13 protein-coding genes are annotated in these 11165 nt (G+C 57.8%); 6 read left to right on the top strand and 7 right to left on the bottom strand.

Annotated features, from left to right (window positions below):
* Positions 1-324: hypothetical protein (locus WBG04_RS11050; protein WP_424314489.1), on the top strand; the 324-nt coding region annotated here is incomplete at its 5' end.
* 1121 nt (positions 325-1445) lie between these two features.
* Here the strand turns inward: WBG04_RS11050 and WBG04_RS11045 are convergent.
* Together WBG04_RS11045 and WBG04_RS11040 are read right to left on the bottom strand one after the other, a co-directional pair.
* A complete protein-coding gene (locus tag WBG04_RS11045; RefSeq protein ID WP_424314488.1) occupies positions 1446-1748 on the bottom strand; it encodes a helix-turn-helix domain-containing protein in 303 nt (100 codons plus the stop codon).
* Positions 1749-2438: 690 nt separating this feature from the next.
* Positions 2439-3233: an HNH endonuclease gene (locus WBG04_RS11040; RefSeq protein ID WP_424314487.1), complete on the bottom strand. Its 795-nt coding sequence runs from the start codon at positions 3231-3233 to the stop codon at positions 2439-2441.
* Positions 3234-3325: 92 nt separating this feature from the next.
* On the opposite strand from WBG04_RS11040, the gene WBG04_RS11035 reads away from it, so the two are divergent.
* Entirely contained in the window at positions 3326-3631 is a 306-nt protein-coding gene (locus WBG04_RS11035) for a hypothetical protein (RefSeq protein WP_424314486.1), read from the top strand.
* Between the two features lie 4 nt (positions 3632-3635).
* Here the strand turns inward: WBG04_RS11035 and WBG04_RS11030 are convergent, their stop codons facing one another.
* From WBG04_RS11030 to WBG04_RS11015, 4 genes are all read right to left on the bottom strand, one after another.
* Entirely contained in the window at positions 3636-3761 is a 126-nt protein-coding gene (locus WBG04_RS11030) for a hypothetical protein (protein WP_424314485.1), read from the bottom strand.
* A 562-nt stretch (positions 3762-4323) separates the two neighbouring features.
* Positions 4324-4716, bottom strand: coding sequence for a type II toxin-antitoxin system VapC family toxin (locus tag WBG04_RS11025; protein WP_424314484.1), 393 nt, complete (start codon positions 4714-4716; stop codon positions 4324-4326).
* Positions 4713-4952 (bottom strand): antitoxin VapB family protein, encoded by a 240-nt coding sequence (locus tag WBG04_RS11020; protein WP_424314483.1) that lies wholly within the window; start codon positions 4950-4952, stop codon positions 4713-4715. Before WBG04_RS11020 ends, WBG04_RS11025 begins: the two co-directional genes overlap by 4 nt.
* Positions 4953-5000: 48 nt before the next feature.
* Complete coding sequence (locus WBG04_RS11015; RefSeq protein WP_424314482.1) at positions 5001-6197, bottom strand: class I SAM-dependent rRNA methyltransferase; 1197 nt, start codon at positions 6195-6197, stop codon at positions 5001-5003.
* Positions 6198-6295: 98 nt separating this feature from the next.
* On the opposite strand from WBG04_RS11015, the gene WBG04_RS11010 reads away from it, so the two are divergent.
* From WBG04_RS11010 to azu, 3 genes are all read left to right on the top strand, one after another.
* On the top strand, positions 6296-7930 hold the full coding sequence (locus tag WBG04_RS11010) for a hypothetical protein (RefSeq protein ID WP_424314481.1): 1635 nt from the start codon (positions 6296-6298) through the stop codon (positions 7928-7930).
* A gap of 110 nt (positions 7931-8040) precedes the next feature.
* The gene (locus WBG04_RS11005) at positions 8041-9600 is read left to right on the top strand and encodes a hypothetical protein (RefSeq protein ID WP_424314480.1); all 1560 of its coding nucleotides are present in this window, start codon (positions 8041-8043) and stop codon (positions 9598-9600) included.
* A gap of 100 nt (positions 9601-9700) precedes the next feature.
* Positions 9701-10153 (top strand): azurin, encoded by a 453-nt coding sequence (azu, locus tag WBG04_RS11000; RefSeq protein ID WP_424314479.1) that lies wholly within the window; start codon positions 9701-9703, stop codon positions 10151-10153.
* 112 nt (positions 10154-10265) lie between these two features.
* On the opposite strand, the gene mscL is transcribed toward azu, so the two are convergent.
* Positions 10266-10691 carry a large conductance mechanosensitive channel protein MscL gene (gene mscL / locus WBG04_RS10995; protein ID WP_424314478.1) on the bottom strand — a complete coding sequence of 142 codons (426 nt, stop codon included), beginning with the start codon at positions 10689-10691 and terminating at the stop codon, positions 10266-10268.
* Positions 10692-10884: 193 nt separating this feature from the next.
* Here mscL and WBG04_RS10990 point away from each other — a divergent pair.
* Positions 10885-11165 (top strand): FAD-dependent oxidoreductase (locus WBG04_RS10990; protein ID WP_424314477.1); only part of this gene is annotated, 281 nt, incomplete at its 3' end.

Below are 11165 nucleotides of genomic sequence, written 5' to 3'. Positions count from 1 at the left end.
ACTTGGATCATCATCTTTGGAATCCATTTGAGAAGCGCCGCCTCGCGATTCTGGACGACGAAAGTTCTCCTCGGCCTCACGGGATTCGTCGGACTAATGGCTCCTCTTCACACCTCGCTGCGCGAGTTCCTCCGAAACCGGATCCTCAGTTTTTCCGGCCAGGTCGACCCGATGCAGTGGGGCTACGATACCGAGTTAATTCATCTCGGCTCCACTATGATTGCCCTCACCGCCATCGTCCTCCTGATACTGACCATTTGGGCTTGGCTGATGCCCACCAACCTCATTCCAAGGGATGGCTCTCGACCTTCCAACGCATTCTGATGCTGCTCGCGAGGCCTTCGATGCCTCCCTGCGAAAGCGCGCACGCCGACAAAGGCGCTGATTCCCCCTTGCCAAGATCGGGCGGTTTTTCGGGAACATTCGCCATCTCTGGCCCTACCGCTATCACCTGACCCCAGTGCGCTTTCAACTCAAAGCAGTGTTCTCCGGCCTTCGAAGCTTTCCCGACCGCCCTCCGCGAGGCCGGAACCCGCCCGGATTGCGGCCCCGAAGAAACATCACCAGCGCCACCAGTCAAACGACGTCGGCTCGTTGGTGTTCTGCAACTTACGGTCATCGTAGAGAAAAGTTTCCAGCCCGTGAATCTACTGAATGCCTGGCATCTTTCCCGTGTGGCATCTTTTCCGTGGCATGTTTTCAGCTTTCGTGACGCCTGCACATGCCACCTACGAATGCTCGAAATCTAGGACCGACCCCGACGACGACCCCGACGAGGATCAATCCCTAAGATCCAGAAGTTTTCACTCCTGAAAAGTCCAACTCCAGACCCGACGACAATTTTCCGATCTCGTCGGTCGCGAATTTTTGGCAGTCACGGTAGAGTGTCTCGATCTTCTCTCGAAGGACTCCCCGAGTGTTTTCTGACCACCGAACGAATTGAATGTAGGGTTGCTGAAACTGATGGACACGTTCACGAGCCAAACCGAGCGACGTTCTTCGTATTTCCTGATCCGGCCAAGCACTATCCCAGTAGGTGCACGCCTTGCAGCTAGGCGTGCAGCGACTTCCGTCGTGTGACAGGAACGACTCCCAGCCGTTTTCAGCGAGCGGAAGTAATTGATCATCTTGGCGTTTTGCGTTGTTGCAGCACTTGCAAGCCATCGCGACATTGCCAGGCACGTGCAATCCCACACTAACGCGGTTCATTCCGTTCAGGTGTTCCACCGAAACGCGGTCACGCTCCAATTCCGCGCCGCAATATAAGCAGTTCCGCCCGAAGGCGGTAAGAACGGATTCGGCGTAACGGGGATCGGATACGTTCATTCCTCCGGTCACGCATGCCTTTCGGCTCACCTCGTGCAAGAACATGCTCACTAGCTTGTTCGCTACGTCGGATTTCGCTCGTCCGGTGGACTTTCGTAGCGCCGCTGCAACGTCGAAACTCATTCCGTCCTCCTCACGATTTTGTCTGGTCCTCCAGTGGTTTCGATTCCGAGCAACCACTTCACATCAACTCTCAGGGCACGGGCCAAGGCCGCCACTTCAAAATCGTAAACATGGCGTATTCCGAGCTCGATCTTTGCAATTCCAGCACGATCGATGGTGATTTTTAGAGCAGCCAGCCGTCCGGATAGATGATCTTGGGTAAGACCACCCTGAAATGCTTTTCGAGCCTCGCGAACACGACAACCGATAATGTTTTTCAATTCGATTTTGGGATCTTCAGAATCCTCTTGCACCGTCATCCGCTCACGCTATCAGCAAGAGATGTTAAAATGTTCCAGAATGGAACGGGGAGGCTTGATTTTTTCTGACCAAAATTTTAATCCTCTTAGCCATGGTCACTATTCCTTATCCCGAGCCTCTGAGTTGCCATCTATCGGTTAAATATCACTGTCTGATACCTATGGTCATTGAGCGAGATGGGCGTTATTGCCACATGTGCGGGCAGGACGAAACCAGTCTCTGCCCATACGATGGTATTCCTATTTCGCTCTCGGTTGCTCTTATCCTTCCGCGTAGCCACGGAGGTGAAATTATAGCGCGAAATTTGAGGACGATTTGCAGCACATGTGCCGATGGACTCCGAGCACTTACAGAAGAGAGTGGCTGGAAACCGATTGACTAGTCGCAATCTAATGATTGGTCATTGAGGGCAGGCCACTCGCGCTCGCTTCCTCCAGTCAGTCTGATAGTCCTCAAAGTTGGCAACAAATTCCTCGGCGGGGTCGGTCCTAGATTTCGTCGGCGGGGTCGTCTCTCGGCGGGGTCGGTCCTTCGTCTCGGCGGGGTCTCGTCTCGGCGGGGTCGGTCCTTCTCGACGGGGTCGGTCCTAGATTTCGAGATTTCGGCAGGGTCGGTCCTAGATTTCGAGCATTCGTCGTTCGGCGGGGTCGGTCCTAGATTTCGAGCATTCGTCGGGGCATGGCCAAGCGTCACGGAAAGCCAAAGAACGCTCGATGGCGTGCTAGAAAGTTTTGTTCTGGCGGAGTCGCATCTGAGGCGAGAAGCAACTCGTTACCCTGATGGGCCTCGAAGGAGAGTTTCACCGCGTCGTGCGGCAGGTAATCCCTGAGTCGTCCCGATAGGAGCATCCGGAGGTCTTCATCGAATGAGATGAGGCCTTGGTCAAAGGCGGCGTCATGAAGACGGTTGAGCGCGATGCCGTTGCGGACGTTGAGCCGTTCGGCGACATGGTCACGCCATGGGAGAATGTGCGAGGCAATGAGGAGTTCACGGACCGGAAGTCCGGTGAGACCACAGCGGTTGTCGTAGTTGTTAAGCACCGCGTCACGGAAGTAGCCTTGGCCGCGGCGTTGCTTGGTAAGACGGGTGGTTTCGGTTTCACCCGTTGGCGGCTTGGAGGCTGGGCGGATGCCGATGCCGGGGATGACTTCGGTGGTTTCGCTTTGGGCATCGACGAAGAGTGCGTCGAAGCGTTCCTGACTCAGTGGCACCAGCTCTGCCGGATTGGCGTGGAACTCGTCCCACACGTCGCGATCCAGTTGGCTGGCTCCCTTGAGGCCATTGATGCCGCGAAGTTTCAGGGCTGGATCGAGTGAGGCGAGGTTGCTCAATTTCATCGCCACCGAACTCGGTGTGCGGCCGAGACGTTCCGCCAGATCGATGATGACCGGCTGGCGTTGGTCAAACTGCCCGAAGCGGAGTTTGTGGTAGAGGTTTAGGACGACAAGAAGCTCGTCGTATGTCCAGCGTCGGCGGGAGGCCATGAGGGAATTAGAGCTGAAACCCTGAGATCGAAAATTCTGAAATCCAAAAATCAATTTGGCTTACGCCATCGACCTGGCCAGGTGTATTCGCCATGAAGAGTTCCGAATCGCCATACGAGCTTCGCGACGGCTACGTGATCGTGATCGACACCGTTTGCCATGGAATCACCCTAGCAGTGAGCACTGGCGATGGAAAGATTGTGGTTTTCGAGACCGAGCTCGAGGCGCAGCGGGAAATTGTGGATCACCAAATCACACGTCTTCAGGAATTCGTGGATGGTGAGCGGGACTTCGATGATGCGATGACGGTGGGTGAAACCATCGTTCCGGTGACGTTGCATCCAGATGGTGTGCTTGTGGATGCGGAAGGAAATCTGCTTGAGACAAGCGCGGATTGATTTATCAGAAGAATGGATCTTTCGAGGCGTCGTTTCCTCGGGCCATGGTGAAGCGGTAGCCGAGTTCGTGGAGCATCGAGCGGACGATGAGTTCCGGCTTCGTGTCCCGGCTCCGGATGCGCGACATCACCTCACTGCGCTTTTAGGGGGTGAAGACGTCGGCCATTGGTGGGGGAAACTTTAAACTTCAAACTCAAAACTTCAAAGGGGGAGCCTCCTTCGCCTGCGTGCTACGACGCGCCATTGGGGCAGATGCAAAAAAGTAAAATGGATTGAACAGGAGGAAGCGGAGCATGAAAGGCTATCAGGAATCTACCGATTCACCCGAGGGGTGGCTGCAATACCTGCCTGAATTTGGGCGCAGCTATTGAACCTCTGCGATCTCTGCTGCCTCCTGTTTCATTGCATTTCGGTTTCCAGGACAGGGTGGACAGCCTACTCAGCATGAAGCTTCGAAGGCGGAGCGATGGTCCTCGCTGCGTTGGCTGGCTTGGTCGGGGCAGAAATGCCCCGGCTCCGTTTTTGTTCAGTCACGGATGACCGGTTTGTCCTTTGATCGTGGTTGCCTGCGCTCCACGAAGAGCGCTTCCTTCGCTTTCAGGCTTGCGGCTATTGGATCAGTTCTGGGACGACAACTTCGCTTACCAAAAACTTTCGCCGCACACAAAAGCTCGCGACGCTCTCCGCGCCACTCAATACCCCACCACCATCAATCCCGGAACCCGCTTGAAGTGGGATTGGTTGTTCGTGACCAGTGGCAGATCATTCGCGAGCGCCGCCGCCGCGATCCACAGGTCATTCGCCCCGATCAACTCGCGGCGATCACGTAGTTCGCGCGTGATGATGGCGTAGCTGTTCGCCGTCGATCGTTCCATTGGCAGCATTTCAAAACGTGAAAGCATCGCCTCGCAAGCCGGATGATCGATGCTCCCGAAGCCTTCCGCAAACTCACCCGCGACCGTCCACGACAGCCGGGCATGCGCGTTCGGGTTCTGGCGGAGGAACTGGTGGGCTTTTCCCTCGCCACGTTTCATCTCCCGCTCCAGATCAATCAGGAAACAGGTGTCGAAAAGAAACGCGCTCATGACCACGAATCGTCCGGAGCCGCATCCTCCTGCTGGGCTTGATCCAGCCGCAACAGCACCTCCTCATCCGCCACCTCAATCCCGGGAAGAGCCGCCAACAAAGCCCCGCAAGTCCGGCCTTGCTCAGTCCAAGCCGCCCGCTTGATCACCTGAGAAAACGACTCCTTAGGCTCCTTCCGCGCCGCCGTAAGTCGCTGATACGCCTCCATATCGATGGAAATCGTCTTTGTTGCCATGCATGCACCGTGCATGCAGATTAGTGATTTGTCAAACGGAGATACCCGTCAATTGAGCTCAAGACAAACCGCCTTCAAATACTCGGCCTCGGGAAAGGTCGCCTGATGGTCCGGCGCATGGCCGCTGGTCCAGAGCTCTTTCCACCGCCGACCCGATCGTTCGGCCAGCTCGCGGATCATGCTATGGAAGTCAGCGGCCGGCACGTGGGCCGAGCAGGAGGCCGCGACGAGAATCCCTCCGGGACGCAGCATCGAAATCGCTCGGGCATTGAGGTGGCGGTAGGCGGAAATCGCGCCTTCCTGATCCCGCGCCCGCTTCGCCAGGGATGGCGGATCGACGACGATCAGATCAAACTTCCGCTCCGTCTCGTCCATCCACTTGAATGCATCGGCCTGCACGATCTCGTGCGGCACGGCGGTGATGCGGGGATCATCGGCATTGAGTTTGAAGTTCTGCACCGCGCTCTCAAGCGCGTGGGCGCTGATGTCCAGATCGGTGACGCTCTTCGCACCACCTCTTGCCGCATACAGCGAAAAACCGCCGGAGAAGCTGAAAACGTTTAACACATCACGTCCCTTCACCAGTTTCTCGACAAGCGCCCGGTTGTCCCGCTGGTCGAGGAAAAATCCGGTCTTCTGGCCGTGCCTAACAGCCGACTCGAATCGGATGCCATTTTCCAGAAAAACCACCACCTCATCTCCCTCCTCACCACGAAATCCTTCCTCAAACTCCGATGCTTCTAGTAGATTCCGGCTCATCCTCAGAACGAGAAATTTCGGCTCGAAGACTTCACGCAGCACCGACTCAACCTCATCCCAATTCCGCAACCATCCCGCCGTGTAGACCTTCACCACCAGCGTGTCGGCATAGCAGTCCGCCACCAGTCCGGGGAAGCCATCGCTCTCGCCATTGATGCAGCGCGCGCCATTCGTGGCTTCATTGAAGACTTCATCACGGCGACTTTTCGCCGACACCGCCCGCTCCCGCCACCACGCCCGATCAATCGTCGCCGGCTTCCCGCAATGGACGATCCTGACTCGGATCGGCGAGTCCGGATCGTAGAAGCCCAGCGCCAGAAACCGGTCATTCCGGTCATACATCACCGCCATTTCCCCTGCCTCACCCTCGCGGTTCCGGGACTTGATGCTGTCTCCGAAAACCCACGGGTGCCCCTTTTTCACCGCCGTCTCCGCGCGGGGAAAGAGTTGAAGCCGGAGCCGGGCCGGCGGACGCGAGGCGCTCATGGGGCCGCCATCAAGACGCTCCATCCCCTGACCGCCAAGCACGCAATTGCGTGGATTGGCGGAATCGTGGATCGGAGCTATTATTCACCAGTTCATCGATGAAAACCCGCCCGCTGCTCGCCTCAATCACGCTGCTGACCCTTGCAGCGACAAGCGAGGCCATCTTGATTTCCGGGTATTCGTCGGCAAACCATGATCGCTTCACCGGTTTTCCCAGCAATCCCGTCATCAACAGCTCTTCGTTTTTCGACGGAACCAAGCTCCGTGGGCTCGGTTGGGATGCCGTTGACACACGCAAGCAATTCACGCTCGTCACTCGCTCGCACGTGTTGTTCGCGACTCACTTCCTGCCGCCCGTCGGACAGGAAATCCGTTTTCTCAACGACTCCAACCAAATCGTTTCACGCAACGTCGCTTCCACGACGATCGTCCAGAATGTCGATGACGACCCAGCAACACCAAACACCGACTCAGACCTCGCACTGGTCACGCTCGACGAACCCATCGACTCCATTGATGGAGTCGCGCCCTTTCCCTATCTCGATCTCCCACTTCTCCCGCCCCTGCCGGACCCCAACGAGGAGGGCGAATTCCTCCCCTTCAGCGAGTATCGAAACTACCTCGACCTGGACTTGATCGTTTTTGGAAGACTGGTGCGCGCAGGCAGGGCGACTGTGGACGAAATCGTCGCCGTTTCTGGAAGTGGTCTGAATCCGACGGTGACGATGTCGTTCGACTACGATCTGGCCAACCCCGCGCCGGATGATTCAAGACTGGAAGGGGGAGACTCCGGGAGCCCGACCTTTCACCTGGCTTCGGGCAAGATGAACTTGATAAGCCACCACTCGGCGATCGGAACCGAAGGCTCCATCCAATCGAATGTCGGGAGTTTCGTGCCACACTACGTCGACCAACTGGATCTGCTACTCGCCCCATCCGGCTACCGAATGACCCCTGCCAATACCGCAACGACCACCCTTGCTGTCACCGACCTGGTCGTCACAAGCACTCCGCGAAAGGGGAACCCTCTCGTCATTACTCTGACCCTCGAAAACACCGGTGCCGATCCCACCGGCAATCTCGAAGTCGACTTTCAGTTTGCTTCGGGCGAGGAACCCGACGGCATTTCTGGAAGCGATTGGGTCGACTACGGTGGAGGCAGTAATTGGACTGTTCGCCGAGCCCTCCTCGATAGTGCAGAGATCACGACCCTGACCCTGTCATGGGCGTCAGCTCCCCTTGTTGGGAATCTTGCCATCGGGATCGACTGGCGGTCCGACAAAGCCGCCAGTGGCTCACTTTCGCCGAGCTACGCCCTCGGGTCCTCCTTCAACGAATGGGCCGCCGGGTTGAGCGAACCCGGGCAACTCGACAATCCCGACGATGACGAGTTCTTCAATCTGTCCGAGTACGCCTTTGGCGGTAATCCCGAGAACAGCATCAACCAACTGCCGAACGGTGAGCCCGCTCGGCCGGTCATTTCCGTTTCCGGAACCACCGCGATGCTCACCTTCCCCGAACGCAGCGACGCGCTCAGTCGCGGACTGAGCTACGCTCCGCAGTGGGCTTTCGATCTTGCCCCCGAAGCCTGGTCTGCAACACATCCCGCAGGCCTCACGTCGACCGCTTCCCCCTACGATCCCGCCGTGCCAGGCTTTGTGAAGCGAACCCTGACCTGGCCGGCGGACGAGGCCTGGCAATTCGCTCGAGTGGGGATTTCTCTCGACGAATGAGCTCGGGAAGCGCGTCGCCCTACACGATCGTGGAGGTTTGAGCGGAGGGAAAATGGGATAGGGTTCGGGTCTCGCTTTCGTGCCCCCCCATGACTGCCCCCCGAAAATTCGTGTCTCTGGCACTCACCTGTCTGCTCTGCTGTGGCGCCGCCTCGGCACTTGAGCTGCGGGCCTATGACTCGTCGGTGCATGATCGCTTCGTGGGATTTCCCGAAAGCCCGGCATTCAATCCGACCTTCTTGCTCGACTCCGACAAACTCGTTGGCGTCGGCTGGGACCCGCAGAACCCTCAAAAACAGTTCGCCTTGGTCAGCCGCTGCCATGTGCTCTTCGCCGCCCATGCCGCCCCCGCCATCGGATCCCGGATTGCTTTTCTCAACCGCGCCGGCACGATCATCGAGCGCCGCGTGGCCCGCACTCAGAAGGTCCTCAACCCGACCAGCAGCACCTCGGATGTCCTCCTGATCACCCTTTCCTCACCGATCAGCAGCGAAGAGGGCATCGAGCCATTGCCCTACCTGAATCTCCCATCGGAAGCTGACTACATCGGTCTTCCACTCATCGTTCTCGGCTCCCAGGCAAAGGCCGGTGAAGGATCCTTGATCGATTTCCGCACCATCAACGTCAACTGGATCGTCTCGCGCACCTTCCGTTTCGACTACAACATCGGAACTGGCGATGCGAATGATGCACGGCTTGCTGAAGGTGACTCCGGCAGTCCAACCCTCACCACCGTCAACGGCGAAAAGGCGCTTCTCGGGCTGCACCTCGCCACCAGCACCGTCGGCGGTGTGCAGTCGAACTTCGACGCCTTCATTCCCCACTACGCACCCCAGATCGATGCGCTCATCGCGGCCGATGGCTTTCGCATGCGTCCCCTGAATGCGGCACCCACCGAGATCCATTGCACCCCCTCGGTGACCTCGCCCCAGGCCGAGCAGGGAGAAGCGCTCAATCTTGAGTACAGGCTCGAGAATCGCAGCAGCTCGGAAACGGGCAACGTGGAGGCGGAGATTCATTTTCCGGAACACGCCGCGCCTGACCAGATCATCGCGGACGGGTGGGTGCTCACCAGCGAGGGAAACTGCTGGAAACTTCGCCGTTCCGTCCTCGGACAACAGGCTTCATCCGCGATCCAATTGAAATGGAACGCCGCCCCGATGGTGGCCTCCCTTGAACCGGAAATTCGTTGGGTCTCCGACACATCCGATGCGCAAACCCTGATCACCTCGATTCCGCTCGTTCCGGGCTTTTCCTCATGGGCTGCAGCACTAAGCGAAAAGGGCCAGCTGGATGATCCCGACAAGGACGGCGTGTCTAACATCATCGAATACGCGCTCGGTAGCAACCCACTCAGCGGCAGCACGATCCTCGAGTTCGGCAGCCCGCCGCGACCCACCTTCTCGGTGCAGGATGGCATCGCCAGCTACTCGCATCCCGAGCGCACCGACAAGGCCGAGCGAGGTCTCAGCTACCTGCCCGAATGGTCCCCTACCCTGAGCGAGGGCAGCTGGTCGGGCTCGCTGCCGACAGGATTCTCCACCTCGACGACTTCCTATTTTCCAGGCGTCCCCGGTTTCACCAAACGGACGATCCGCTGGCCCCTTCAGCCAAGCCATCGATTCATCCGCCTGAACATTTCGGAGAGCGGAGAGAACTCGGCGCCTTAGATCAAAATCCGGTCCGTAAATCGTAAAAAACACCCAATTCCGGGAGTTGCGAAAAATGAGATGCGGTCCCAACGTAGCCGCGTCTGATTAACTCAAGCCTATGAAAACACTTCTGATTTCGCTGATCACCCTCGCCGCCACCGCTCTCGGAGCCACCGCCCAGGACGCCGTCAAACTGGAACTGACCGGAAACGATCAGATGCAGTACGACAAAAAGGAACTGACCGTCACCGAGGGCCAGAACGTCACCCTCACACTGAAGCACATCGGCAAGCTGCCGAAGGCCGCCATGGGCCACAACGTCGTCATCCTCAAGGCCGGAACACAGATCCCTGCTTTCGCCATGAAGGCTGCTCCCGCCGCTGCGAACGACTACATCCCCCAGGACGAAGAATCGAAAAAGCTCATCGTCGCCCACACCAAGATGATTGGCGGAGGTGAGTCCGATACGATCACCTTCACGGCTCCTGCCGCCGGGGAGTACCCCTACCTCTGCACTTTCCCCGGTCACTTCGGTCTGATGTCCGGAAAGCTGATCGTGAAGGCCAAGTAAGCCCTCCAGAAATCCACAGCGCCTCACGCCCTTGGGTTCGTGGGGTTCATGATCAAAAAGAAAGGCGGCCCCTCGAGGCCGCCTTTCTTGGTTTCGGGTTTTTTGGGAAATATCAGGCTTCCTTCTTGAGCAAATCGCGGATCTCCGTGAGGAGCTTCTCCTCGGCGGTCGGCTCGGGTGGCTTCGGATCAGGTTTCGCTTCTTCCTTCTTCATCGCACCAAGCGCCTTCTTCACGACGATGAAGACCGCGAATGCGAGAATCACAAAGGAAATGAGCGAAGTAATGAAACTACCGTAACCAATCACCGCAGCACCCGCCTCTTTGGCCGCCGCGTAGGATTCAAACTCCTTGTCGGTCAGGTTCAGGTATTTCGAACTAAAGTCCAAACCCCCGGGAGTGATCGCGCCAATCCCCGGCATGAAGACGTCCTCGACCAGCGACTTCACCACGGTTCCAAAGGCACCCCCGATGATGATGCCCACCGCCATGTCGATCATGTTGCCTTTGAAGGCGAATTCTTTAAATTCCTTAAGCATTGTTTCCGGGGATTGGTTTTCTTGTTTGCCGCGGACCTAACACCCGGACATCGAAGGGCTAAGACAGCGGGTTCACGAAATTCGTTCAATCAAGAATTGGACGAACTTTGCCATCAGCTCGCGGGACTCACCCTTTGACAATGGGACCGGGCCACCCCAATCTCCGCCGCGAACCGCGAAAAGCATCCCTATCATGGCATTTGATCTCATCGTTATTGGAGGCGGACCCGCCGGCTACGTTGCCGCGATCCGCGCCGCCCAGCTCGGAAAAAAAGTCGCCTGCGTCGAGGCTGATCGCGCCGGTGGCACCTGCCTCAACTGGGGCTGCATCCCGACCAAAGCCCTGCTCAAGAACGCCGAGCTCTACCACACCATGGCGCACCGCGCGAAGGAGTTCGGCTTCTCGTTCGACAACCTCAGCTACGACTGGTCCGCCGTCGTCGGCCGCTCGCGCAAGGTCTCCGACAAGCTCGC

Source organism: Haloferula sp. (assembly GCF_049672945.1).
GTDB lineage: Bacteria > Verrucomicrobiota > Verrucomicrobiia > Verrucomicrobiales > Akkermansiaceae > Haloferula.
This window is presented reverse-complemented; position numbering and strand designations above follow the sequence as displayed.